26 protein-coding genes are annotated in these 24867 nt (G+C 71.6%); 6 read left to right on the top strand and 20 right to left on the bottom strand.

Annotation, left to right across the window (positions count from 1 at the left end; all coding sequences use genetic code 11):
• Position 1 precedes the first annotated feature (1 nt).
• The 4 genes from IEX84_RS01020 to IEX84_RS01035 are packed head-to-tail and all read right to left on the bottom strand — an operon-like array spanning position 2 to position 3524.
• Entirely contained in the window at positions 2-382 is a 381-nt protein-coding gene (locus IEX84_RS01020; protein WP_188869119.1) for a translation initiation factor IF-5A, read from the bottom strand.
• Positions 383-438: 56 nt separating this feature from the next.
• Positions 439-2085: an ABC1 kinase family protein gene (locus IEX84_RS01025; RefSeq protein ID WP_188869120.1), complete on the bottom strand. Its 1647-nt coding sequence runs from the start codon at positions 2083-2085 to the stop codon at positions 439-441.
• A gap of 1 nt (position 2086) precedes the next feature.
• Positions 2087-2437, bottom strand: a complete 351-nt coding sequence (locus tag IEX84_RS01030; protein ID WP_188869121.1) for an Hsp20/alpha crystallin family protein — start codon at positions 2435-2437, stop codon at positions 2087-2089.
• 55 nt (positions 2438-2492) lie between these two features.
• On the bottom strand, positions 2493-3524 hold the full coding sequence (locus tag IEX84_RS01035; protein ID WP_188869122.1) for a hypothetical protein: 1032 nt from the start codon (positions 3522-3524) through the stop codon (positions 2493-2495).
• A 158-nt stretch (positions 3525-3682) separates the two neighbouring features.
• Between IEX84_RS01035 and IEX84_RS01040 the strand changes: the two genes are divergently transcribed.
• Positions 3683-4942, top strand: a complete 1260-nt coding sequence (locus tag IEX84_RS01040) for a molybdopterin molybdotransferase MoeA (RefSeq protein ID WP_188869123.1) — start codon at positions 3683-3685, stop codon at positions 4940-4942.
• Positions 4939-6807, top strand: a complete 1869-nt coding sequence (locus IEX84_RS01045; protein WP_188869124.1) for a molybdopterin biosynthesis protein — start codon at positions 4939-4941, stop codon at positions 6805-6807. The genes IEX84_RS01040 and IEX84_RS01045 overlap by 4 nt, the downstream gene beginning before the upstream one ends.
• 69 nt (positions 6808-6876) lie before the next feature.
• Here IEX84_RS01045 and IEX84_RS01050 read toward each other — a convergent pair whose 3' ends face one another.
• The 6 genes from IEX84_RS01050 to IEX84_RS01075 form a co-directional block, all read right to left on the bottom strand.
• Positions 6877-7530 carry an HAD family hydrolase gene (locus IEX84_RS01050; RefSeq protein ID WP_188869125.1) on the bottom strand — a complete coding sequence of 218 codons (654 nt, stop codon included), beginning with the start codon at positions 7528-7530 and terminating at the stop codon, positions 6877-6879.
• A gap of 34 nt (positions 7531-7564) precedes the next feature.
• Complete coding sequence (gene lwrS, locus IEX84_RS01055; RefSeq protein ID WP_188869126.1) at positions 7565-7945, bottom strand: LWR-salt protein; 381 nt, start codon at positions 7943-7945, stop codon at positions 7565-7567.
• Positions 7946-8221 (bottom strand): 4a-hydroxytetrahydrobiopterin dehydratase, encoded by a 276-nt coding sequence (locus IEX84_RS01060; protein WP_188869127.1) that lies wholly within the window; start codon positions 8219-8221, stop codon positions 7946-7948.
• A gap of 54 nt (positions 8222-8275) precedes the next feature.
• A complete protein-coding gene (gene hemA, locus IEX84_RS01065; protein ID WP_188869128.1) occupies positions 8276-9595 on the bottom strand; it encodes a glutamyl-tRNA reductase in 1320 nt (439 codons plus the stop codon).
• A complete protein-coding gene (locus IEX84_RS01070) occupies positions 9592-10257 on the bottom strand; it encodes a precorrin-2 dehydrogenase/sirohydrochlorin ferrochelatase family protein (RefSeq protein ID WP_188869129.1) in 666 nt (221 codons plus the stop codon). Before IEX84_RS01070 ends, hemA begins: the two co-directional genes overlap by 4 nt.
• A gap of 94 nt (positions 10258-10351) precedes the next feature.
• Complete coding sequence (locus IEX84_RS01075; protein ID WP_188869130.1) at positions 10352-10777, bottom strand: DUF5778 family protein; 426 nt, start codon at positions 10775-10777, stop codon at positions 10352-10354.
• Positions 10778-10898: 121 nt separating this feature from the next.
• Between IEX84_RS01075 and uppS the strand changes: the two genes are divergently transcribed.
• Complete coding sequence (uppS, locus tag IEX84_RS01080) at positions 10899-11816, top strand: polyprenyl diphosphate synthase (RefSeq protein ID WP_188869131.1); 918 nt, start codon at positions 10899-10901, stop codon at positions 11814-11816.
• Positions 11817-11855: 39 nt separating this feature from the next.
• Here uppS and IEX84_RS01085 read toward each other — a convergent pair whose 3' ends face one another.
• Positions 11856-12464 (bottom strand): undecaprenyl diphosphate synthase family protein, encoded by a 609-nt coding sequence (locus IEX84_RS01085; protein ID WP_188869132.1) that lies wholly within the window; start codon positions 12462-12464, stop codon positions 11856-11858.
• Between the two features lie 91 nt (positions 12465-12555).
• Here IEX84_RS01085 and IEX84_RS01090 point away from each other — a divergent pair, with 91 nt between their 5' ends.
• On the top strand, positions 12556-13851 hold the full coding sequence (locus tag IEX84_RS01090; protein WP_188869133.1) for a DUF92 domain-containing protein: 1296 nt from the start codon (positions 12556-12558) through the stop codon (positions 13849-13851).
• A gap of 8 nt (positions 13852-13859) precedes the next feature.
• Here IEX84_RS01090 and dnaG read toward each other — a convergent pair whose 3' ends face one another.
• Positions 13860-15230 carry a DNA primase DnaG gene (gene dnaG / locus IEX84_RS01095; protein WP_188869134.1) on the bottom strand — a complete coding sequence of 457 codons (1371 nt, stop codon included), beginning with the start codon at positions 15228-15230 and terminating at the stop codon, positions 13860-13862.
• 90 nt (positions 15231-15320) lie between these two features.
• Complete coding sequence (locus IEX84_RS01100; RefSeq protein WP_188869135.1) at positions 15321-16739, bottom strand: MFS transporter; 1419 nt, start codon at positions 16737-16739, stop codon at positions 15321-15323.
• Positions 16740-16866: 127 nt separating this feature from the next.
• Between IEX84_RS01100 and IEX84_RS01105 the strand changes: the two genes are divergently transcribed.
• A complete protein-coding gene (locus IEX84_RS01105; protein ID WP_188869136.1) occupies positions 16867-17763 on the top strand; it encodes an HFX_2341 family transcriptional regulator in 897 nt (298 codons plus the stop codon).
• On the opposite strand, the gene IEX84_RS01110 is transcribed toward IEX84_RS01105, so the two are convergent.
• The 3 genes from IEX84_RS01110 to IEX84_RS01120 are packed head-to-tail and all read right to left on the bottom strand — an operon-like array spanning position 17764 to position 19834.
• A complete protein-coding gene (locus tag IEX84_RS01110; protein WP_188869137.1) occupies positions 17764-17967 on the bottom strand; it encodes a hypothetical protein in 204 nt (67 codons plus the stop codon).
• A 31-nt stretch (positions 17968-17998) separates the two neighbouring features.
• Complete coding sequence (locus tag IEX84_RS01115) at positions 17999-19045, bottom strand: hypothetical protein (RefSeq protein ID WP_188869138.1); 1047 nt, start codon at positions 19043-19045, stop codon at positions 17999-18001.
• A 36-nt stretch (positions 19046-19081) separates the two neighbouring features.
• Entirely contained in the window at positions 19082-19834 is a 753-nt protein-coding gene (locus IEX84_RS01120; protein ID WP_188869139.1) for a DUF1405 domain-containing protein, read from the bottom strand.
• Positions 19835-20043: 209 nt separating this feature from the next.
• On the opposite strand from IEX84_RS01120, the gene pdxS reads away from it, so the two are divergent.
• Positions 20044-20949 carry a pyridoxal 5'-phosphate synthase lyase subunit PdxS gene (pdxS, locus tag IEX84_RS01125; protein ID WP_188869140.1) on the top strand — a complete coding sequence of 302 codons (906 nt, stop codon included), beginning with the start codon at positions 20044-20046 and terminating at the stop codon, positions 20947-20949.
• Between the two features lie 475 nt (positions 20950-21424).
• On the opposite strand, the gene IEX84_RS01130 is transcribed toward pdxS, so the two are convergent.
• The 4 genes from IEX84_RS01130 to IEX84_RS01145 all read right to left on the bottom strand — a co-directional run bounded on the left by IEX84_RS01130 (position 21425) and on the right by IEX84_RS01145 (position 24840).
• Positions 21425-21745 (bottom strand): transcription factor S, encoded by a 321-nt coding sequence (locus IEX84_RS01130; protein ID WP_188869141.1) that lies wholly within the window; start codon positions 21743-21745, stop codon positions 21425-21427.
• Between the two features lie 42 nt (positions 21746-21787).
• Positions 21788-22981, bottom strand: a complete 1194-nt coding sequence (locus tag IEX84_RS01135; RefSeq protein ID WP_188869142.1) for a hypothetical protein — start codon at positions 22979-22981, stop codon at positions 21788-21790.
• Positions 22978-23814: an RAD55 family ATPase gene (locus tag IEX84_RS01140; protein WP_188869143.1), complete on the bottom strand. Its 837-nt coding sequence runs from the start codon at positions 23812-23814 to the stop codon at positions 22978-22980. The genes IEX84_RS01135 and IEX84_RS01140 overlap by 4 nt, the downstream gene beginning before the upstream one ends.
• An 87-nt stretch (positions 23815-23901) precedes the next feature.
• Positions 23902-24840 carry a glycosyltransferase gene (locus tag IEX84_RS01145; RefSeq protein ID WP_188869144.1) on the bottom strand — a complete coding sequence of 313 codons (939 nt, stop codon included), beginning with the start codon at positions 24838-24840 and terminating at the stop codon, positions 23902-23904.
• Positions 24841-24867: the final 27 nt, after the last annotated feature.

Raw genomic sequence — 24867 nt, forward strand, 5'->3', positions numbered from 1 at the left:
ACTACTGGAGGACCTTGCGCTTGCCCTCCCACTCGAGGTACTCGATCTCGTCGTCGGGGTCGACCTCGACGTCGCCGGGAATCTCCATGGTCACGGTCTCGTACGTTTCGAGGTCCATGACCTGCACGACGGTGTCGGACTCCTTGGAGACGATCTGGCCCTGCTTGCGGTCGATTATCGGAACCCAAATCTTCGCGTCGACCGGCTGGCTGAGCGACCGGCGCTTGCCGTCGAAGACCCCGCGGGCCTCGATGCGGGCCTTCGCGCTGCCGTGTTTCCCGGGCTTGGCGGTCGAGTAGCCGTCGATCTTACACGCGGCGTCCTCGACGATGACGTAGTTGCCTTCCTGGAGGTCACGGACTTCCTTCTGCTCTTTCGCCATGCTCCCGGATTCTCGCCTGCCGGGTATAAACGGTTTGGAACGCGCCAGCGGCCCCGTCAGCGCTCACCACGCCCGGCGGCGAGGCCGGCCGCGGCCCGGCTCCTGCGGCGGCGAAACGAGCGCCAGCAGAGGAGGCCGACGACGAGCGTGCCGGCGCCGACGGCGAGCGCCGCCGCCTCCGCCGCGTCGGCGTACAGCAGGCCCGTCGAGACGGCACCCGCGCCGAACAGCAGGCCGGTGACGAGGCGCTTGGCGAGGGCGTCGAGGGCCCCGGTCGAGTCCTCGACGGCCGCCTCGACGTAGAAGTCGTCGCGGTCGATCCGGTCGAGCGCGCGTTCGAGCGTCGGCGCGAGACGCATCGTGGAGCGCGCGGACGCCGCGAGCTGGTCGCCCGTCTCCGCGAGGAGCTCCCGGGCACCGCGCTCGTAGTAGCCCTGTTCGCCGAGGTAGTCGGTGGCGACGGAGACGAAGTCGAAGTCGGGGTCGAGCGTGAGACAGACGCCCTCGACGACGGTGGCGACGCGGAGGACGAGCGCGAGGTTCGGCGGGAGACGAAGCGGGAACTCGTACATCGTATCCTCGACCTTCGAGACGATCTGCTGGACGCGATACTGCTCGACGTCCTCGCCGCGGGCGTCCGCGATGGCGAGCTCCATCACCTCGGCCATCGTCGCGCGGTCGGCGTCCGGGCTCAGCGTCCCCATCTCGATGAGCGTGTCGAGGATGGCCTCGATGTTCTGGTTCGCCACGGCGACGTAGAAGTCGACGATGTGGTCCTGGACCTCCGCGTCGACGCGCCCGCTCATGCCGAAGTCGTAGAAGACGATGGTGCCGTCGTCCTGCACCGCGAGGTTCCCCGGGTGGGGGTCCGCGTGGAAGACGCCGTCCGTGACGATCATCTGGAGGTAGGTGCGCTCCAAGGTCTCGGCGACCGCGTGTCGGTCGATATCGTGGCGTTCGAGCTCCGCGGTGTCGCTTATCTTCGTCCCGGGGACGTAGCGCATCGTGAGCACGCGCTCGCCCGAGCGCTCCTCGTACACCTCGGGGATGACGACGGCGGGGTCGTCGACGAAGTTCGCACGTATCTCCGCGAGCATCGTCGCCTCCCGCGAGTAGTCCATCTCCTGGCGGAGCGTCGTCGAGAACTCGTCGGCGACGTTGCGGAGGCTGAACGCCCGCGCGTCGTCCACGAAGAGGAGCAACACGGGGAGGAGCCACTGAATCGCGCGCAGGTCGGCCTCCACGAGCGCTTCGATGTCGGGCCGACGAACTTTGACGGCGACGCGCTCGCCCTCGTAGGTCGCGGTGTAGACCTGCCCGAGGCTCGCGCCGCTGATGGCGTCCGTGTCGAAGTCGTCGAACGCCTCCCCGACGGGGCCCACCTCCGCCTCCAACACCCGACGGGCGTCCGCCCAGTCGGCCGGCGGCACCCGGTCCTGCAGTTGGGTGAGCTCCTCGACGTACACGGGCGGGAGGACGTCCGGGCGCGTCGAGAGTATCTGACCGAGTTTGATGAACGTCGGCCCGAGCGTCAGGAGGTTCTCGACGAGTCGCTCGGCGCGCCGGCGCTGTCGCTCCGTCGAGACGCTGCGGCGGCCACCGATGAGGAGGAAGCGCCGCCGGTCGCGCGCGTACGACCAGACGAGCGGGAGGAAGCGCCAGCAGACGACGACGAACCGCCGGTAGGCGCGCAGCGACGCCACGCTACTCCTCGACGGGAACGGTGGTGGCCTGCCCGTCGGCCTTCGGAATCGTCACGTCGAGTTCGCCGGCGTCGAGCGTCGCCGACGCCCCATCGCCGACCGCGTTCGGCGGGAGCGGGACGTCGAACTCGATGAAGAGCGGGCGCTCCTCGCGCTCGTAGCGGAACCCCTCGGGGACGTCCTTCCCGCGCCGGGCGTCGACGTGGAGCCGGCAGGGGTGGACGTCGAGCGTGAGGTCGTCGGCGGAGACGCCCGGGAGGTCGAAGACGAGCCGGTATGCGTCGTCGCTCTCCAGGAGGTCGACGAAGACGGCGTCGGGAAGCTCCCGGAGCGCCTCGCGGAGCCGATTCATACCCGCTCGTTGGGGCGCGGGGTCGAAAAAGGCGGTGGTCGTGGTCGAACCGGCGTTACGCGACGACCGACGCGACCGCGGCGTCGAGCGTCGAGAGTGCGTCCGTGAGCGACGGCACGACGGCGTTCACGTTGCCGTTCGCTCGGGCGTTGCCGTTATCGCTCGCGCCGGCGTCGCCGTTACCGCTTGCACCGGCGTCGCCGCTACCGTTCGCGCCGGCGCCACTATCGTCGCTCGCGTCGTCGGACTCGGAGTTGCGCTCGTCCGCGTCATCGTCGGCGTCAGCGTCGCCGTTGGACGCGCTACCACCGGCGTGCGCGCCGGCTTCCACGGACGCGCCGGCTTCCTCGTCGTCCGCTTCGTCAGCGTGCTCCGAGCCCCGTTCGTCGGCGTCCGACTGACCGCGCTCGTCGGCACCGGCACGCTCGGACGCGTTCGGCTGGCCGCGTTCCGACGCGTTCGGCTGGCCGCGCTCGTCGGCACCGGCACGCTCGGACGCGTTCGGCTGGCCGCGTTCCGACGCGTTCGGCTGGCCGCGCTCCGACGCGTTCGGCTGGCCGTGCGTCGAGACGTTCACCTGACCGCTCGCCGATGCGTTCGCGTGGCCGTCGGCCGACGCGTTGGCCTCGCCGCCGACGACGCCGCTGACCGCGGCCCCGAGGTTCGACACGTCACCGCTCAGGAACGCGTTGATGAGGCCGTGGATCGACGAGACGTGGTCCGGTGCCTGCGCCGGCATGTCGGTGGGCGGGCCGGCACTCGCGTCCGTCTCGTTAGTCGCCTCGTTTTCCGTCGTTGTCGTCGTTGTTGTCTCGTTTTCCGTCGTTGTCGTCGTTGTTGTCTCGTTTTCCGTCGTTGTCGTCTCGTCGGTCGTCGTTGTCGTCGTGGTCGTCTCGTTTTCCGTCGTTGTCGTCTCGTTGGCCGCGACGGTCACGTTCCCGGTCGCGTTCGTGGCGGCCGCGACGTCGCCGTCGAGGGTCGCGTCCGTGGTGGCTCCCGTACTTGTGCCGACTGTCGCCGCGCTCGCGCCGCCCGCGGTGACGAGCAGCGCGACGAGCGCGACGGTGCCGAGTTTGGTGAGCGTCATTGGTCGTGCCTCCACCCGGGTCGTGGGTCGGATGGGTATTGAACGGTGGCGACCGTACCCGGCGGTTTGAGCGCCGTTTAGTCCGATTTAACTCGGCTTAACGGTCGAGGTCGGAGTGATCCCGGGCGCTTTTCGGCCGGCGGGTCCTACCGGTTCGCATGACCGGACCACACGACCGCCGGCGCGCCGGATTCAAGGAGCGCACCCGGGTCGCCGAGGCCCGCGCGACGCTCCGGGAGGCCGTCACGACCCACGGGCGGACGGAGACCATCCCGGTCGCGCGGGCGGCCGGGCGGACCCTCGCCGCGCCGACGCGTGCGGGACGCGCCGTCCCGGGCTACGAGCGCGCGGCGATGGACGGCTACGCGGTGCGCGCCGCGGACACCTTCGGCGCGAGCGAACGCGACCCCGCGGTCCTGCGCGCGGCCGACTCGATGGGTTCGAACGCCGCGGTCCGCGTTCACACCGGGAGCGAACTCCCCGAGGGCGCGGACGCCGTCGTGATGATCGAGGCCGTCGAGGAGTACGGCGACGACGTCGAGGTGCTGGACGGCGTCGCGGTCGGCGAGAACGTCGGCGCGGCGGACGAGGACGTCGCGGCCGACCAGCGCCTCCACGACGCCGGCCATCGGCTCCGCCCCTCCGACCTCGGGTTGCTGAAGGCGAGCGACGTCCGCGAGGTCGAGGTGTACGACCCGCCGGAGGTCGCGGTGATACCGACCGGCGAGGAGCTCGTGCAGGCCGACCCGGAGCCGGGCGAGATGATCGAGACGAACGGCCTCACCGTCTCGCGCCTCGCCGAATCGTGGGGTGCGACGGCGCGCTATCGGGACGTCGTGACGGACGACGCCGACGCCCTCCGCGAGGCCGTCGCGGGCGACTGCGACGCGGACGTCGTCGTCACCACCGGCGGGTCGAGCGTCGGCGAGCGCGACCTGACGCCGGACGTCGTCGCGGACCTCGGGCGGCTCGTCTTCCACGGCGTCGCGCTCAAACCCGGCCACCCCGTCGCGGCGGGCGTCGTCGACGACACCCCCGTCCTCTGCCTGCCGGGCTACCCCGTCGCCTGCATCGTCAACGCCGTCCAGTTCCTCCGGCCGGTGCTGAAGGACGCCGGCGGGATGCCCGTCCCGGCGTTCCCGAGCGTCGAGGCCGAACTCTCCGGGAAGCTCCGGAGCGAACCCGGCGTGCGGACGTACGCGCGCGTGACGCTCGACCGAGAGGGCGGGGAGGGAGAAGGAGACGCGAACGGCGACGGCGGCGAAACGCGCGCACGCGCCGAACCCGTCCACACGAGCGGGTCGGGCGTCCTCTCGACGGTCGCGCTCGCGGACGGCTGGGTGGTGATTCCGGAGTCCGTGGAGGGGTACGCGGCCGGCGAGACCGTCACCGTCGAGCAGTGGGAGGTGGCGCCGTGACGGACCGCAAGGAGTTCCGCGACCTCGCCTCGCCCGCGGAGGCCCACGAGGTCGTCGCGTCGCTCGACATCGCGCCCGACCCCGAGACCGTGCCGCTCGCGGAGTGTCGGGGGCGGGTGCTCGCCGAGCGCGTCGACGCGGGAATCGACGTCCCGGGGTTCGACCGGGCGTCGATGGACGGCTACGCGGTGCGCGCGCGCGACACCTTCGGCGCGGACGAGACCGACCCCGTCGTGCTCCCGCGCGTCGGGACCGTCCACGCGGGGACGGAGCCCGACGTCGACGTCGGCGCGGGCGAGTGCGTCGAAATCTCGACCGGCGCGGTGCTACCCGGGGGCGCGGACGCCGTCGTGCCCGTCGAGCGCACCCACGAGGCCGACGAGAGCGACGGTGTCGCCTTCGAGACGGCGGTCGCGCCCGGCGACAGCGTGATGGCCGCGGGCGCGGACGTCGCCGCGGGCGAGCGCGCACTCGGCCCCGACACGGAGCTGACGCCGCGCGAAATCGGCCTGCTCTCCGCGCTCGGCGTCGACGAGGTGCCCGTGCGCGGGCGGCCGACGGTCGGCGTCGTCTCGACCGGCGACGAACTCGTTCGACCCGGCGAGGCGCTCGATCACGGCGCGGGCGAGATTCACGACGTCAACAGCTACACCGTCGCCGCCGCGGTCGAGGAGGCGGGCGGCGAGGCCGTCCTCTACCCGCACGCGGGCGACGACTACGACGAGCTCGAACGCCAGCTCCGGAGTGCGGCCGCGGAGTGCGACCTCGTCTTGAGCTCGGGCTCGACGTCCGCCTCCGCCGTCGACGTCGTCTACCGCGTCATCGAGGAGCGCGGCGACCTCCTCCTGCACGGCGTCTCGATCAAGCCCGGGAAGCCGATGCTCGTCGGCCGCCTCGGCGGGGCCGCGTACGTCGGGCTCCCCGGCTATCCCGTCTCCGCGCTCACCATCTTCCGGACGTTCGTCGCGCCCGCGATACGCGACGCCGCCGGACGACCCGACCCCGAGCGCGCGAGCGTCACGGGTCGCCTCGCGAGCGCGGAACGCCACGGGCAGGGCCGCACTCGCCTCGTTCCGGTCGGCCTCGTCGCGGACGGCGCGGGCGAGACACTCGTCTACCCCGTCGACAAGGGGAGCGGCGCGACGACGTCGCTCGTCGAGGCCGACGGCGTCGTCGAGATGGACGCCGACACCGACTACCTCGCGGCGGGCGAGACCGTCACCGTCGAGTTGTTCTCGCCGGCCGTCCGCCCGCCCGCCGTGCTCTGCGTCGGCGAGGACGACCCGCTCTTCGCCCGCGCGCTCGACGGCGTGCGGGACCCGCGCTACCTCGCGGCGGGGACGCGGACGGGGTTCCGCCGCCTCCGCGACGGCCTCCCGGACGTCGTCGTCGCCAGCGGCCCCGACGACCCGGGCGAGGCGACCGCGGAGCTCGCCGCGTGGACGCGCGAGTGGGGGCTGCTCGTCCCCGCGGGCAACCCCGACGACGTCGCGGGCCTCGCCGACCTCGCCGGGAGCGAGGGACGCTTCGTGAACCGGACGACGGCGAGCGGCCTGCGCGCGACGTTCGACGCGGCACTCGACGACGCGGGCGTCGACCCCGAGGAGATTTCGGGATACGAGCGCACGGTGCGCGCCCACGAGTCGCCGGCGCGAACCGTGGCGGACGGCGGTGCCGACGTCGGCCTCGGCCTCCGCGCGAGCGCCGCGAAACTCGGCCTCGGCTTCGTCCCGCTCGGTGAGGAACGCGTCCGTGTCCTCGTGAACCCGGAGCGACGGGAGAAGGCGGGCGTCGCGGCGCTCGACGCAGCGCTCGACGGGCTCGCGGGGCTCGTCGCCGACCTCCCCGGGTACGAAACGGCGTAGTCGTCGCTCGAACGGTGCCGATGCACGGACGTGGCGCCACCCGGCGCGCCGGCGCGCGGTCGCCGCCCGTCAGTCGCCGCCGCTCTGCGCGCCGGCGAGGTCGCGGAACGACTCGATTCGGTGGTCGCCGAGGACGCAGACGCCGCGACGAGCCGGGTCGTGGCGCTCGACGTGGATGGAGTCGAGGCCGGCGTTCGCGGCGGCGTCGACGTCGCTCGTCCCGTCGCCCGCGTAGACGCCGGTCTCGGTCGCGTCCACGCCGAGGTCGGCGCGCGCGCGGTGGAGCGGTTCGGGGTCGGGTTTGAACCCCGTCTCCTCGTCGCAGGGGAGGACGACGTCGAACCAGTCGCGGACGTCGAGCGAGTCGAGGACGACGTCGGTTATCGGCGCGGGGCAGTGCGTGACGAGGCCGACCGGCCGGTCGAGGTCCGCGACGAACGCCGCGTCGTCGTAGAGGTAGGTGGCTTCGGCGCGCGCCGTCGCGTCGTCGAGTTCGTCGAAGACCGGCCAGAACGACTCGGGGTCGTACCCCCACGCGCGGAGGCTCTCGTTGCGGTCCCCGCCGAGGCCGTGCCAGAGGACCTCGGCCTGCCGGTCGCTGAAGGAGACGCCGAGGCGGTCCTCGACGCGGTCGAAGGTCTCGCGGACGTACGCCCACTCCGTGTCGACGAGCGTCCCGTCGAGGTCGAGCAGCCAGTAGTCGTAGGCCGGGCGCGTCTGCATCTACGTGGAAGAAGGGCCCGGACCGGGAAGTGGTTTACTCCGCCTCGGGCTCGACTTCGAGGCTACTCCCGAGGTACTTGTTCACGACCTCGTCGACGCTCTCGGCACGGAAGGCGTCGAGATTCGCGGCAATCTCCTCGCGGAACGCCTCGCGGTACGCCGCATCGACCTCGAAGGCGCGATAGTCCACGTCGAGGACGGTGACGCCGCCGAGCGCCTCCGCGGTCAGCTCCCGGACGTGCGCCTCGTCGCCGATTTCGCCGCGCCAGAGGGTGTCGCGGAAGAACAGCCACCCCGCCTCCCCGGGCGGCTCGGCCGGCCGGACGAGACGCGTCTCGAACGTGTCGGGGTCGACGGTCACGTCGCGTTCGGGTTCGAGGCGAAAGCGGACCGCGAAGACGTACCGGCCCTCCATCTACCGGAGCGCGTCGCACTCCGCCGCGAGTTCGAGGTCCTGCTCGGTGACGCCGCCGGCCTCGTGGCTCGTGAAGCGAATCTCGACGGTGTCGTACTCGATGACGATGGTCGGGTGGTGGAACGCCTCGTCGGCGAGTTCGCCGACCTCGCTCGCGAACGCGACACCCGCGAGGTAGTCGTCGAAGTCGTAGCTGCGGACGATTTCGTCGTCGACGTACTCCCACTCGGGCGGCAGTTGCTCCGCGATCTCCTCGTCGGTGAGCGTCTCGCTCATAGTGGGAGCACGTCGCGGACCCTCAAAACGGTGGGGGCGGTCGGTGCGCGTCGCTCAGTCGGTCTCGCTCTCGACGGCCGCGAAGCGCGGGGCGTCGGCGCCGTCGCCGAAGGGCGGGTCGGCACCCTCGACGTCCGGGTCGAAGAGGCGGATGGCGGTGGCGATGGTCTCCCAGTCGTCCTCGCCGGCGGCCTCGCGGAGGCTCCGGGTCGGCGCGGCGAGGAGTTGGGAGACGAGCGCGTCCGCGAGGGACTCGACGACCTCGCGTTCGGCGTCGCCGATGCCGCCGTCGCTCGCGGCGTCGAGGCGGGAGAGCGCCGTGGCGACCTCGCGGTCCTTCGTGCGCTCCGCGCTCTCGTACATCTGGGCGATGACGGCGTCGGCGCGCTTGCGTTTGTACTGCGAGAGGAGTCGGTCGAGTTCCTCCTCGACGATGGACTCGACGGCGATGGCCGCGGTCGCGCGGCGTTCGCGGGTCCGGGCGGTGACGTCCTCCAGGTCGTCGAGGTCGTGGACGGCCGCCTCGTCGTCGGCGGCGACGGCCGGCGCGACGTCGCGGGGCTGCCCGAGGTCGACGTAGAAGGTCTCGCCCGCGTCGTCGGCGACGGCGGGCGTGACCACGGGCTCGTCGCTCCCGGTGGCGGCGACGACGACGTCCGCGTCGGAGAGCGCTCGCGGGAGGGCGTCGAGGTCGACGGCGCGTCCGGGGGCGTCGAGGTCCGCGAGCACCCACTCGGCGTGCTCGGGCGTCCGGTTGGCGACGACGACGTCCGCGACGCCCGCGGCGTCGAACGCCTTCGCGGCGAGCGACCCCATCTCGCCCGCGCCGACGACGAGCGCGCTCGCGTCGTCGAGGTCGAGTTCGGCGTCGGCGAGGTGGACGGCGGCGCTCCCGAGGCTGACGACGCCCTCGTTGATCGCGGTCTCGTTGCGCGCGCGCTCGCCGACGTGGATGGCCTTCGTCACGCCCTCCTCGAGCACGGGGCCGATGTCGCCCGAATCGACCGCCGCCTCGTAGGCGCGCCGAACCTGCCCGAGTATCTGGTCCTCGCCGACGACGAGGGACTCCAGGCCGGCCGCGACGCGCATGAGGTGTCGCAGGCTCTCCTCGTGGCCGGTGGCGACGGCCGCCGGGTGGTCACCGAGACCGACGGCGTCGAGGGCGCGACGGCCCGCTTCCGGGTCGTCGGTGACGACGTACGCCTCGACGCGGTTGCACGTCTGGAGGGCGTACGCCTCCTCGACACCGCCCTGCGCGCCGAGCGCGTCGAGCAGGACCGCGGTGCTGTCCGCTCGGGCGTCCTCGATGTCCTCGACGGTCGCCTCGGGGTGGGCGACGCGGACGCCCGAGACGACGCTCGTGTTCCGGTTCACGTTGTGTACTCCGTGTCGACGACGTCCGCCACGACCCGCCGGACGGCGTCGTCGACCGCTTGGTTGCCCTTGGCGTCTGCGCTACGTAAAGCCTTCCAAACCGGCTCCGACCGCACGACGGCGCGGACCGCGTCCCGCCGCTCGCCGGGGGGTACTCCCGCGGCCTTCAGGTCGGCGCGCAGGTCGGCGGTGAGGGACGCCATCGCGCCCGCGCCCGCGACGGACGCCTCGATTTGCTCGCGGAGGTGTTTGGCGAGCGCGGGGCTCGTCCCGCCCGTCGACACCGCGACCGTCACCGGGTCGTCGCGGACCGTCGCGGGCACGGCGACGTCGTCGAACGCCCGCTCGCCCGCGTGGTCCGCGCGGTTCACCAGCGCGCCCGCGTCCCGGGCCGCCGCGACAGCCATCTCGTTCGTCTCGGTGTCGTCCGTCGCCGCGACGACGAGGACGGGGTCAAGGCGCGCCAGCCACGCGTCGAGCGTCTCCCGGTCCGCCCGCGAACGGACGCGCTCCGCGTCGCCGAAATCCGCGTCCGCGAACGCGGGACTGAGGACGACGACGCGGGCCTCCCGAGCGAAGCGCCGGGCCTTGCGCGCGCCGACCGACCCGCCGCCGACGACGAGCACCGACTCGCCCGCGAAGTCGAAGGCGAGCGGTATCACGCGCGCCCACCCCGCACGCGGTACGCGGCCCGGGCTCGTCGAGTCGGCGCGTCGGTCGTCACCGTCACCCCGCGGCGAGTGCGGCGCATCCGCCCTACTCCGCGTCCCAGCCGTCCTCGGTGACGCCGACGACCGAGACGGCGTGGTCGAGCCCGCCAAGGTCAGCGACGACGGTGTCGAGGGCGTCGCCCGCCTCCCAGTAGAGCACGAGGTCGTAGGTGTCGTCGCGCATGAGCTGCTGGCACTCCCAGACGAACTCGTCGCCCGCGACCGTGAGCCCCTGGTGTTGGTTCACGCCGAAGCGGTCGTCGTCGTTCCCCGAGTAGACGTAGGTGTCGCTCGCGTCGATGCCGGCGTGCTCCGCGACGACGTCGCCGGCCTCCAGGGTGAGCTGGTGGAGGAGGCTCTCGGCCTCGTTGTCGAGGTCGGTGTGGACGACCGCGCCGTGGAGCGTTATCTCGCCGGGTTTCAACAGGTCCGCCGCGCGCCGATAGAGGTCCGCGTTCGCCGTCTCGGTCATATCCGGCCCCACGCGAGTCCGGGCTAAAGGGCTCACGGTCCGCGCGTCGAGCGCGCCGCCCGCGCCGCCCGCGGCGTCGAGAGGGCAAGGCTCATACCCGCCGGCGCGTAACCGGGAGCGTATGCGAGGGTGGCTCCGCCGCCGCTTCGACGCCGCCTACGAGCGCGTCCTCCGTCGCGAAATCTCGGGCGCGCCGGCGCACGTCGCGGTCATCCAGGACGGCAATCGCCGCTACGCGCGCGAGCGCGGCGACGACCCCAGCGACGGCCACCACGCGGGCGCGGAGACCACCGAGCGCGTCCTCGACTGGTGCGCCGACCTCGGCGTCGCGGAGCTCACCCTTTATGCCTTCTCCACGGAGAACTTCGAGCGCCCCCCGGCGGAGCGCGAACGCCTCTTCGACCTCCTCGAAACGAAGCTCCGCGAGTTCGCGGACGCAGAACGGGTCCACGAGCAGGGCGTGCGTATCCGCGCCATCGGCGAGACGCGACGCCTCCCCGAGCGCGTCCGCGACGCCATCGACTACGCCGAGCGCCGCACCGCGGGCTACGACGGGTTCGCGCTGAACGTCGCGCTCGCGTACGGCGGGCGCGCGGAACTCCTCGGTGCCGCCCGCGACGTCGCGCGCGCCGTCGAGGCCGGCGACCTCGACCCCGCGGACGTCGACGTCGCCGAAATCGAGGAGCGCCTCCACGACGACCCCGTCCGCGACGTCGACCTCATCGTCCGTACCGGTGGCGACGAGCGCACCTCGAACTTCCTGCCCTGGCACGCGAACGGCAACGAGGCCGCCGTCTTCTTCTGTGCGCCCTACTGGCCCGCGTTCTCGAAGGTCGACTTCCTCCGCGCCATCCGCACCTACGAGTCCCGCGAGGCCTCCTGGCAGCGCGCGAAGGCCGAACGCGCCCTCGCGCTCGTCCGGGCCTTCGGAAGCGTCGAGGTCCGCGAAGCGCGCGACGTCCTCGCGCGCCTCCGCGAGTACGTCCCCGACGGCGCCGAGGTCGACGTCGAGACGGACGGCGAATCGCGCGCGGACTGACGAGGATGGGAACGGTTCGGCGGCGGACCGCTTCCTCCCTCACCGGCCGAACCGACGCTGACGGTCCTGGTACTCCCGTATCGCGCGCAGGTAGTCCCGCGCCCGGAAGTCGCGCCAGTTGACGTCCGTGAAGTAGAGTTCGGAGTAGACGGACTGCCAGATCATGAAGTCCGAGAGGCGTTCCGCGCCGGTCTTGATGAGGAGGTCGGGGTCCGTGGGGAAGACGAGGTGGTCCTCGACGGCGGCCTCGTCGACCTCGTCGGGGTCGAGCGCGCCGCGCTCGACGTCCTCGGCGATGGCGCGGACGGCCTCCGCGAACTCGTGTTTGCCGCCGAGGCCGATGCTCACCTGAACCGGCGCGTCGGCGCGTTCGGTGTCGTCGGGGCCGCGGAGGGCGATTTCGCGGGGGCTGTCGATAGCGGTGAGTTCGCGTTCGAGCGTCGGGACGACGGCGCGGTCGAGGACGCTCACGGAGACGGTGACGCGCGACGCGCCGTGCTCGACGGCGAGGGCGAGAAACCGCTCCAGCGTGTCGTACGCGCCGGCTTCGAGGAGGTCGCGTTCGGTGATGACGAGCGCGACGTGGTCGGGGACGGCGGCGTCGGCGTGCCGGACGCGCCACGACTGGTAGCGATCGTAGAGTCCCACGCAACGAGATGGGGCGCGAGCGCCCCTAAACCTCACGTCCCGCTCCGTCGTTCGGGATTCTTAAGTACGCTGGCGGTGATACCCGCCGGTAGTGACTCCGCCGCTCCGTCGGGCCGTGGCGTACGCGCTCGTCTCGACGTTCGCGCTCGCCGCGCCGCTGCTCGGGCGGTTCGCCGCGGCCCCGTTCGTCGTCGTCGCCGCGTTCGCCTACGTCGTCACCGACGGCCCGGCGTTCCGACTGTTCGCCTACCCGTGGGACGAGAACGACGGGCGGCTCCGGACGCTCCTCGGGTTCGCGCTCGCCGCGATTGGCCTCGGCGTGCTCGTCCCCGCCGTCGACCTCGGCGTCGGCGCGTTCGTCGCCGCGGTGCTCGCGCTCGGCTACGGCGACTTCGGGCGACGACTCGTCCTCGAATACCGGGCGGACGCGTTCGCCGGGAGCGTCGGCTTCGTCGCGGCGTCGCTCGTCGGCGCGCTCCTCGGGCAGGTCGTCGTCGCGGCCGCGGTGACGCCGTCGATGGCCTTCCTCGCGGTCAGCGCGGCGCTGCTCGCCGGCCTCCTGCGCGAGACGTTCACGGAGCGCGACTACCCCTACGTCGTCCTCTCCGTCGGCCTGCTCTGCTGGCTGTTGGCGGCGCTCGCCCCCGCGCCGTCGTGGACGCGAATCGTCGCCGCCGTCGCCCTCACCGTCGTCTTCGGTGGGCTCTCCTACGGCCTCGGCGCGGCCTCCGTGACGGGGATGCTCACCGGGGTGTTCCTCGGCGTGCTCGCCCTCGTCCTCGGCGGCTACGGCTGGTTCGCCGTCCTCGTGACGTTCTTCGCGGTCGGCGGCCTCGCCTCGAAGTACCGCTACGACGAGAAGGCGGACATCGGCGTCGCCGAGGAGAACGACGGCGCGCGCGGGAGCGGGAACGTCCTCGGGAACTCGCTCGCGGCGCTCCTCGCGCTCCTCGGCTACGCGGCCGGCCCCGCGCTCCCGGTCCCCGGCGCGCTGTTCGCGCTCGCGTTCGCGGGGAGCGTCGCCACCGCGCTCGCCGACACCCTCTCCTCCGAGATCGGCACGCTCTACGGCCCGCCCCACCTCCTCACGACGTTCGAGACGGTGCCGCCAGGGACCGACGGCGCGGTGACGTGGCAGGGCGAACTCGCCGGCCTCGCCGGTGCGCTCGTCGTCGCCGCCCTCGCCGGCGCGCTCCTCGGATTCTCGACGACGGGGGCGGCGCTCGTCCTCGCGGGCGGCGTCGTCGGGATGACGGTCGACAGCCTCGCGGGCGCGACAATCGAGGGCGGCTACGTCGGCAATCAGGGCGTCAACGCGCTCGCCACGTGCTGTGGCGGGCTGGCGAGCGCACTCCTCGCCGCCGCCATCGGGCTCGTAGCGTTCTGAGAAGGCGTCTAGGTCAGGTCGTCGAAGGTGTGGAGCGCGACGCTCACGGGCTCTTTCACGACGTCCGCGCGCTCGGTGCCGACGAGCGCCTCGACCCCGCGCTGGGCGGCAACGTCGAGAAGTCGTTGGGTTATCGGGCCGTCCCGGACGGCAAGCATCGGCGCCGGCTCCGTCTCTCGGAGCGTCTCGAATGCGTCGGCTGCCTCGGTGTCCGCGACGCGCTCGAAGCCGGCGGCGTAACAGCGACAGCGGCCGCTCCCGCGGACGGACGCGGCGGCGTCGGCAGTGGACGTCGGGCCGGGTTCGGGGGTCGACTCGGCGGGCGTGTCGCCCGTCGCGTCGGTACTCTGGTCGTCCGCGTCGGGCACGCTCTCGGCGTCGGCGTCGTCGGACGCCGACGGACTCGGCCCCGACTCCGGTTCGTCCGTCGGCGTGGGCGAGGGGACGGCGCTCCCGTCCGTCGCGGCGACACCGAGCGTCTCGGCGTCGGTGGCTTCGGTGCTCGCGTCGGCGGCCGTCGTAGACGACGCCGACGCGTCCGTGTCCGTCGTAGCCGTCGTGTCCGACGTGTCCGTCGCGTCGCTCGCGCCCGCGGGGCGTTTCCCGCGGAGCGCGGCGTGGACGGCGGCGCGCGAGAGGTCCTCGACGGATTCGCTGTCGGGGGGTGAGGCGACGTAGTCGACGTCGCCGACCTGCCGGAGCTCTTCGAGGATGAGGTCGCCGCCCCGGTCGCCGTCAAGGAACGCGGTGGTGCGGCGCTCGCGGGTGAGGTCCGCGACGGCGTCGGGGACGGACGTCCCCTCGACGGCGATGGCGTTCTTCACGCCGTACTTGAGGAGGGTGACGACGTCGGCCCGGCCCTCGACGACGACGACGGCGTCGCTCGATTCGACGTTCGGGCCCGCGGGGAATCCCTCGAACTCGGTGACGTCGCCGACGCGCACGGCCTCGCGGACCTCCGTGAGGATGTCGTCGCTGTCGATGGCGCCCTCGTCGAAGGAGGTGGCGAGGAGCTCCTTCGCGCGCTCCGTGATTTCGCGGCGTTTGGCGGCCCGGCAGTCCTCGATGCGCGAGACCTCGACGGTGGCGCGACAGGGACCGACGCGCTCGATGGCTTCGAGGGCCGCGCCGAGCACGGACGTCTCGACGCGGTCGAGGTTCGAGGCGAGCGTGATGTGACCGAAGGACTGCCCGCCCTCCGTCTCGACGTCGACGTCGAGCCGGCCGAGCTTGGAGGCGTCCTGGAGGGCGTGGATGTCGAGTTCGTCGCCGAGCAGGCCTTCGGTCTGTCCGAACACCGCCCCGACGACGTCGCTGCGTTCGACGATGCCGTCCGCGACGAGGTCGGCGTGAACGCGATATTTGGCGGTGTCTTCCATAGAGGGATATGGGAGTCCCTTCCTGATACACTATTCGGACTCAAATACCTACTGGCGTGACGGGTGGGGCGGGGGAGCGGACCGGTGCGCTCAGTCGAGCGGCGTCCCCTTCGTCTCGACGCCGAAGGCGAGGACTATCACGCCGCCGAGGGCGAACGCGACGGCGAGCGGGAGGAGCGCGGCGACGTAGCCGACGGGGACGAGCGCGCCGGCGAGGATGGGGCCGACGACGGCCGCTATCTTCCCGACGCCGCCCGCGAAGCCGTTGCCGGTCGCGCGGAGAGGCGTCGGGAAGAGCTCGGGCGTGTAGGCGTATATCGCGCCCCACGCGCCGAGCGTGAAGAAGGAGGAGGCGAGGAGGGCGAGGAAGAACGGCCAGAAGCCCTCGATGCCGAGGCCGAAGCCCGCGCCGGGCATCGCGGCCGCGAAGACGAACGTGAAGACGCCGGAGGCGAGCAGGTAGACGCCGAGCGTGGGTTTGCGGCCGACTTTCTCGACGAGGTAGGCGGCGCTCGCGTAGCCGGGGAACTGGACGAGCGCGATGAGGAGGAAGTAGCCGTAGATGCCGCCGATAGTGACGCCGCCGAGCTGGAAGGCGGGGACGGTGCCGCTCGCGCCGAACGTCTGCGGGAGCCAGATGAACACCCCGTAGTAGCCGAAGTTGATGGCGAACCACGCGAGCGCGATGGTGACGGTGCGGGCGCGGAGGCCCGCGGCGAAGAGGTCACGAACGCTCGACTCGGAGCCGGTGTCGACGGCCGCGGGGTCGATGGGTTCGTAGTCCCCGCCGGACTCCGCGGCGATGGCGCGCAGGCGCTCGTTCGCGGCGTCGACCTTCCCGACCCGCGCGAGGTAGTACGGCGTCTCGGAGAGCCCGTATCGGATGACGAAGACGAGGAGGCCGGGGAGCGCGGAGGCGACGAAGAGGAGCCGCCAACTCTCGACGGCACCGACGCCCGGGACGGTGACGAGGCCGCCGCTCGGGAGGTACGAGAGGAAGAGCCAGGCGAGCGCGACGGCGAATCCGTAGCCGAGCGGCCAGAAGGCGTCGAGGTACACCAGATACCGGCCGCGTCGGTCCGTCGGGAGGTGCTCGGAGAGGTAGGAGGTGTCGACGGCGAGCGCGCCCCCGAGACCGACGCCGGTCAAGAATCGCAGGGCGAAGCCGGTGTAGAAACCGACGGCGAGGGCGGTGAGGCCGGCGAAGACGGCGTAGGAGAGCACGGTCCACTGGAAGGCGGGTTTGCGGCCGTAGCGGTCGGCGACGTACCCCCAGCCCCAGTTGCCGGCGATCATCCCCATGAGGCTCGCGGAGCCGAGGAGGCCGGCCGCGAGCCCGGAGAGCCCCCAGGCTTCCAGGAGGACGGGGAGGGTGAAGCTGATCAGGATGACCTCCATCCCGTCGAAGGCCCACGCGGTGCCACAGATGGCCAACAGCCGGCGGTGGAACGACCCGATAGGGATTCGGTCGAGCGCGCCGGCGACGGACGTCGCGTCGTGGTCCGACATGTCGCACCGTTTGGTTGCATTGCATTATAATAGCAGGTGGTAGGCGAACGAATTGCCGGTGTGAAGAAGAAAAGTCTTCGAGGAGGGTCGGTAACGCTTATCCATCGTTCGACCGCTCTGTACGGACATGGCCACGCACGTCGTCCCGGTCGGCTTCGACTACGACCGGCTCATCGCGCCGCTCGTGCGCGAACGCCTCTCCGTCGAGCGCGTCGTCCTCTTGGAGGGCGCGGTCGGGAGCGAGGCGAACGTCGAGTACTCGCGGAACCTCGCGGAGAAGCTCGCGCGCGACTTCGAGAACCTCCTCGGCGCGGAGACCGAACGCCTCGACGTCGCGGACGTCTACGACTACGACGCCGCCTTCGAGCAGGCCTTCGACCTCATCAACGACGAACTCGACCGGGGCGAGGGCGACGTCTGGGTGAACATCTCCTCGATGCCCCGCACGGTGAGCTTCGCGTTCGCCACCGCCGCCGACTCCGTCGTCATCGAGCGCGCGGACGACCGCGACCGCGTCCACACCTACTACACGGCCCCCGAGAAGTACCTGGAGACCGAACTCGCCGAGGAGCTCCGCGAGGCCGTCGACCTCCTCGACGCCGCGGCCGACGGCGACGTCGGCGCGGAACGCGCCGCCGAACGCGCCGCCGCCGCCCGCGACCTCCTCGACGAGTTCGACGAGCGCGGCACCACCATCGGCGCGAAGGAGCTGGAGGGCGGCCACATCATCGAGTTCCCCGTCGCCTCCTTCTCGAACGTCAAGCCCTTCGAGGAGCTCATTCTCTACACGCTCGGCGACCACGGCGAGTTCGAGAGCGTGAGCGAGCTCGCGGAGACGCTCGCGGGCGAACTCGGCGAGGAGTACACGGACAGCTTCCGCTCGAAGGTCATCTACAACGTCGACCGGCTCGGCCCCGAGGGGAAGGGGTACGTCGAGCAGGAGCCGAGCGGGAACGCCCACCGGACCTACCTCTCGCGGATCGGCGAGCTCTGGGTGCGCGCCCACCGGGACGAAGGGGAGTAGTCAGCGCGCGGCGTCGAACAGCGTCGCTGCGACGCCGAACGCGACGACCGCCGCGGCCGCGACGGCGATATCGCTTCGCGTCGCATCCACACCGAGCGGTGGCGGGCCGTACGCGAGGACGGCGACGGCGAGGAGGAGCACGAGGGTTCGGAGGCCGTTGCGTCGGAGGGCGCGTCGCGCGCGCCCACCATCGAGGGGGGACACAGGTCGTCCGACGGTGGGCGCCGGCAAAAGCCTACTCCCACTCCAGCCCGCGCGAGTTCGCGGGCGCGTCGAGGGGGCTCGCCGGCGGGTCCGCGGGGACGTCCGGGTCGTTGTAGACGCGGGGCGCGACGTCGTTCGGCGCGTTCGGGTAGAGCAGCGACGCGAGCAACTGGACGTGCGTCCGCCCGACGTCGAGCTCGAACTGGCCGCCGCCGTAGCAGTCCACGCCGTTGTCGGCCGCCCATTCGAGCGTGTCGAGTAGCGACTCGACGCTGCCGAAGCGCGAGGGCTTGACGTTCAGCCACGCGGGTTCGACGGGGAGCGACTCGGCGCTCTCGACGCCGGTGACGGGCGCGTCGAACGAGACGCGTTCGGCGTTCGCCGCGACGAGCGGCCGCGTCTCCGGGGTGAGCGCGGGGTCCTCGACGATGGCACCGGGGACGTCGAAGACGCGTTCGTAGAGGTCGGGGTCGGGCGCCTGGTCCACGTCGGTCCCCTCGTAATACCCCTTCAGGTCGAGGATGCGGACCGCGCCCGTCTCGCGGAGGTCGGCGAACGTCTCCGCGGGCCAGTCGCTCTCCGGGTCGAGCTTGAACCCCAGTTCCGGGCGGCGCTCGCGGAGGCGGTGGACGCGCTCCGTGTCGCCCTCGGGGAGGCGCGCGGACGCGACGAACGTGACGGGCGCGGGATCGACGCCGAATACCTCGGAGAGGGACGTGACGGACTGCTTGAGCGCGAGGTCGAGCGCGGCGGACTCGATCCCCCAGCGCCGATAGTGCCTCGAATCCGCGCGCTCGGGGGGCTTCGACGGGAAGAGGTCGACGTCGTCGAGGTGGGCCGCGAACTCCGCGAACGTCCAGCGGCCCGTGAGCTCGTCGAAGTCCGTGTCGAGGGCGTCGTGGTCGACGGCGTCGTAGGTGACGTCCTCGCCGCGGCCCGCGGTGTTCCCGCCCGGCCCCCGGAAGACGAACGTCGTCGTGACGCGCTCGAAGCCGCTCGACGTCTCGCGGGCGTTGCGCTCGCGCTCGATGGTGGTGACGTAGAAGGGGAGGTCGGCGACGCGGTCGTAGAGGGACATAGGGAGCGAGAGGGCGGCGAGCCCCAAAAACCTCGGTCAGTCGGCGCGCCGGACCCGGAGTTTTGCGACCCGGGTGGCGAGCGCGAGGAACGTGGCGAGGAGCGCGACCGTCACCGCGCCCGCGGCGGCGAGCGCGTGCGCGGCCGGCGGATGCGTGATCGGCCCCGAGAGGAGCGGCTGACCGAGGAACGAGCCGACCGCGTAGCCGACGGACTCGGGCGGGACGAAGGTGTGGTGGGGCGTGCCGAGCAGGGGAACGAAGTAGTCGAGGAGGAGGTTCAGGAGGTACCACGCGAGCGCGACGGCGACGGCGCCGACCGAGAACTCCGCGTAGCGCTGTATCACGAACGCCTCGACGGCCATGGCGAGGTGCGAGCAGAGGAGGAAGGCGTACATCGGGAGCGGGAGGTAGGCGAACCCCTCGCGGAAGACGAGGAGGACGTACGGCGTCCAGAGGCCGAGGATCAGACAGCCGTAGAAGGCGAGGGCGTGCACCCACTCGCCGCCGCGTCCGGTCGCCCAGAGCGCGAGCGAGCACGCGACGAACAGCGTCGCCATCGGCGAGTCGGGGACGAACACCCAGAGCGCCGTCGGTTCGACGGAGAGTTGGGGAACGTAGTACCAGAAGCCGAAGAGGGTCCCGAGGACGTTGGCGAGGACGACCGGCCAGACGAGGCGGAGGCCGAGGTCTTCGAGGCGCGTCGGGAGCGGCGCGACGTACCACGGCAACCCCTCGGGGGCCGGGAGCGTGTCGCGCGGCCGGAGGAGCCACGCGGGGAGTGCCGACATACGCCCGAGGAGACGCCCGGGGCGCATATAGCGTGGTGGTCGCCGGGCGGTCGGAGCCGAAACGGGCGACGCGCGTGGCGGGCGGGGAGCCGAGGACGGACACGCCGCGCCGTCGGGAACGCCGACGCGCCGCCGCCGACGGTCTCGACGCGACGGCCGCGGGCACCGCAACCGGCATTCCTTTGGCGGTCCCGACGCTACTTTTTGGTATGACCGAGACGGACATCGAGGACCTCAAGCGCGGGACGGACCTCGTGAAGCGCGGCTTCGCACGCATGCAGAAGGGCGGCGTCATCATGGACGTCGTGAACGCCGAGCAGGCCCGCATCGCCGAGGACGCCGGCGCGGTCGCCGTCATGCACCTCGAAGCCGTGCCCGCCGACATCCGCAAGCGCGGCGGCGTCGCGCGGATGGCCGACCCCGGCACCATCGACGAGATCATCGAGGAGGTCTCCATTCCCGTCATGGGCAAGGTCCGTATCGGCCACCGCAAGGAGGCCGAAATCATGGAGGTCGCGGGCGCCGACATGATCGACGAGTCCGAGGTCCTCACCCCCGCCGACGACAAATACCACATCGACAAGCGCGACTTCACCGCGCCGTTCGTCTGCGGCGCGCGCAACCTCGGCGAGGCCCTCCGGCGCATCGACGAGGGCGCCGCGATGATCCGCACGAAGGGCGAGGCCGGCACCGGCGACGTCAATCAGGCCGTCCACCACCAGCGCACCATCAAGAGCGAGATTCGCAAGCTCGAGGGCATGAACCACGAGGAGCGCGTCATGTGGGCCCGCGAGCACGAGGCGCCGCGCGAGCTCGTCCACGAGACCGCCGAGATGGGGCGCCTCCCCGTCGTCAACTTCGCCGCCGGCGGCATCGCCACGCCCGCCGACGCCGCGCTCATGATGTACCACGAGTGCGACGGCATCTTCGTCGGCTCCGGCATCTTCGGCGCCGAGGACCCCGAGAAGATGGGCCGCGCCATCGTCGACGCCGTCAACAACCACGACGACCCCGAGCGTCTCGAGGAAATCGCCTCCAACATCGGCGCGGGCATGAAGGGCGAAGCCAACGCCGACCTCCCCGAAGAGGAGCAGCTGCAGGGCCGCGGCAACTAAGAACGACCGTCTTTTTCCACGGAGGGGTCGCCTCCGGCGACCCTCACCGTGCAAAAACACGGGAGAAAAGGCCGGTCGCCCCTGGCGACCGGTGAATCGCCTCGCTCGGGTTCTGACGAACCGCTCGCTCGGCGAACGCTGGCCACGTGGGACGGTCGATCGACCGAGGTACGACACGACCCGCGAGAGGGCGTCGTGGGAAGCTACTCAGTTAACGCTAATACTCTCTATCGCAGTTCTGATATTCGCATATATCGTCTACAAGTTGTTCTGGAGTAGTTAAGCGAGTCCGATAGCTCCTCTGTATTGAACGTTCCACGTGGGCTAGCGTCCGGCGACCGAGTGGCTCGAAGAGCCCGGTAGGTCGCCGGTTCACTCGCGCGCTAGCGCGAGGCCCGAGGACCACCGACGGTGGTCCGACGGGCTTTTGGTCGAGCTTTTGCCAGGGCGGCTCGCCGCCCGCAGCAAAAGGTCGTTAGTTATAACTCCGCCAGCGGTGGCCGCACTCGGTGCACTTGAAAAAGCGCGTGGGTGGTTCGTCTGCGGCGCCGGTCTGTTTGATGGTGTACCACGCTTCGGTATTGCCGCAGGCGTCGCAGATGACCTCGGCGGTGGGTTTGCCCTCGTCGTCGGCGTTCTCGGTGGTCTCGATGACGTCGCTGTCGTCCTGCGCGTCGGTCGTGACGTAGTCGGCTTCGCTGGCGGCGTCGCGGCCCTGTTCGTGGCCGCAGCTCGAACAGACCATCACGTCGCCGTCGGCGTGCATCATCGACCCGCACTCGTCGCAGAACTGCATACGCGTGGGGTGGGGACGGACGCCGAAAAGCCCCCGCTTTCGTCACTCCTCGTCGTCGTTCGCCCACTCGATTGCGAGGTCCTCGTCGTCGCCGTCCCGCTCCTCGCCGCCGTCGTCCGCATCGCCGTCCGCGTCGCCCCACGTGATTTCGTCGGGGGAGACGGTGTCGTCCTCGTCCGTGCCGTCGGCCTCCGCGTCGGCGTCCACGGTGTCGTCGTCGGTCGCGTTCGCTGACTCCGCACCGCCATTCGCGTCGTCGCCCCACGCGATGTCGTCCGGGGAGACGGTCTCGCCCGCGTCACCGGTGGCATCGTCGTCCGGTTCGGAGACCGCGGACGGCTCGTTCCCCGTTCGGCCGTCGTCGCTCGTGGCGGTCGTCGCGTCCGCCTCCACGGTCCGCTCGTCGTCGTTCGCGCGTTCGGCGTCGTCCGCGGCCACACCGGCGACCGCGCCGGATTCGTTCGACGCGTCGCTCGGCGTCGGGTCCCCGACGGCGTTCTCGTCGGCCGATGTGTCGTGAGACGTGTCCAGGTCGTCCGGTTCGTCGTCGGCCGATACATCGTCAGACGTGTTCGGGTCGTCGTCGATGGACGCGCCAGGCGTGGGGCCGTCGCTCCCGGTGTCCGACGTCGTCGTCTCGTGTTCGTCGCCGTCCGCGGCGTCGCGGATGTCGATGAGCCCCTCACCCGCGTCGCCGTCCTCGTCTCCGGCGGCCACGACGGGTGTGTCCCCCGCGGCGTCGTCTGCCGCGTCCTCGTCCGTGGCGGGCGCGTCGACCTCGTCGAGCTCCTCGGTGGGTGACTCATCCACGGCGTCGACGTCGACGTCCTCGACGACCATCGGGCAGTCGACGACCTCGAAGCGCTCGCTGTCGACGACGCGGCGTATCTCCGTCCCCTCGTGCGTACATTCGAGGGCGGGCGGGTCGGCGAAGAAGCGACAGCCGTGGCAGGTGCGATCCGAGACGACGCGGACGTCGCCGTCGACGTCGACGTCGGCGGCCTCCTCGTCGGCCACCTCGCCCTCGGTGAGCGACTCCCACGCGCTCGCGTCCGCGGGGTCACCCTCGACGTCCACCTCCTCGAAGAGGTCCTCGTCGACGTCGACCTCGGCTTCGTCCTCGTCCGCGGTGTCGTCCTCGTCGAAGGTCGGCGCGCCGCGCTCCTCGGGTGGCGGGAGGTCGGTCGTCGCCGCGTCCTCCGGGAAGTCGTCGTCCGCGCGCTCGTCGTCGCTCATCGAATCTTGCGGACGTTCGAGACGTCGAAGCCGGCCTCGTGTATCTCGGTCTCGAAGCGGACGATGTCCTCCTCTTCGAGCTGGCTGAGGACGCCGCGGAACTCCTGAACGAACATCGTCCGGACGCGTTCGTTACCGCCGGTCTCCCAGCCGAACTGGACGGTGCCGTCGACGCAGGCCATCAGCTCGCCGAACTCGGTCTCGGTAATCGCGTCGCGCGAGAGGTGGAGGAGCACGAGGCCGTCCCACTCGCGGGTGGCCTTGCGCAGGCCCTTGAGGAGGTAGACGACGTCGGCCCACGGGCGCTCGCGCTGCTGGTCGCCGACGAGGTCCGTGAGGGAGTCGACGACGACGAGGCTGTCCGCGGCGTGCTCGTCGAGGTAGTCGGCGAACGCCTGGATGACGCTCCGTCGGTCCGTCGTCTCCCCGAGTTCGGAGAGCGAGCGGGGTTCGTCGACGTACCACTCGCGTGGGACCGGACTCAGCTGGAAGTACTCGGCGGAGAGGTCGGCGAACGTCACGCCGGAGAGCCCCGAGGCGACGATTTCGTTGTCCATCGAGAACGTTATCTCGCGGCTGACGTCCCCTCGGCTCGCCGAGAAGGAGACGTAGTGGACCTCGTCGGGGGGTTCGACGCCGGGGTCGAGGTCGCCGTAGTGGAGATCGAAGAGCTCGGGGTCGTCCTTGAGCATGCCGTTGAAGACGGTGCTCGTGTAGAGAAACTCGCGTGCGCCGGCCCCCGCGCTCCCCGCGAGGAGCACGACGCTCCCCGACGGGGCACCACCCCCGATTTGCCCGTCGAAGCGCGAGACGCCGAACGGTAACCTCGCCATACGCCCCCATGAGCGCGCCCGGCGCTTACCAGTTGTGGAGGATTCGGCGAGCGGCGGCCGGCCGGTCGACCGATGGAGGGAGCGACGTCACCCGTCGAGGACGCCGGCAGCGACGCGTCCCGCGCCGTTCTCGTAGGTCGGTGCGGCCGGCGGGTCGCGGGCGGCCCGGACGACCTCGTCGGGCGACGTGACGGTGCGAAAGCCGGTCGCGCGCGAGGCGAGTCGCGCGACGCCGCGCTGTTCGCTCGTGAAGGGGTAGATAAGGCAGGGCGTCCCAGCGACGGCGGCCTCCATCACCGTCGAGTAGCCGGGACAGAGGACGAGGTCGGCGGCGCGGAGCGTCGGCAGCATCGAGGCGACGGGCTCCCAGTCGTCGCCGCCGACGAGCGTCACGTCCCGACCGGCCTCGCGGAGGCGCGCGACGCTCTCGTCGAGCGCCGTCGAGTACGTGCTGGGGAGGACGACGACGTCCGGGTCGCCGACGACGGGGGCCTCGACGTCGAGCGCGAGCGGGGGGACGCGCGTCACGCCCGCGGGGTCGGCGCTCGCATGCGGCCAGACGGTCGGATAGTAGAAGTCGCGGGCGACGCCGCGCTGGTAACGCGTGAGGACGTCCGCGCCCGCGCGCTCGACGGCGTCGTCGTAGAACCCGGGCGCGTTGTGCGTCGTGACGTAACAGGGGACGCCGGCGAGCGGCGCGGCCATCGCCGCGAACATGTCGTCCGTGACGAGCCGGTCGGGGTCCTCGCGCCGGAGCCAGCGGGAGAGGTCCCGAACGCGCTTCGCGCTCGCGGGCACGCTTCCGGTGAGTGTCGCGGCGAGCCCGCCCGCCCCCTGATACTCCCCGACGTAGTCGACGGGCGTCGGGACGTACTCGTCGTAGCCGAGGAGGTCGACGAAGCGCTTGCCGGGGCCGCCGCCGGCGAGCGACACCGTCGCGCCGCGGGCTTCGAGTTCGCGCGCGACGGCGAGCATCCGCGTGGCGTGGCCCGCGCCCTCCGGGTAGTGTGCGACCGCGACGTGCATACGTGCGCTCGCGGCCGGGCGCCCGAG

Source organism: Halarchaeum rubridurum (genome assembly GCF_014647115.1).
In the GTDB taxonomy this organism is placed as follows: domain Archaea; phylum Halobacteriota; class Halobacteria; order Halobacteriales; family Halobacteriaceae; genus Halarchaeum; species Halarchaeum rubridurum.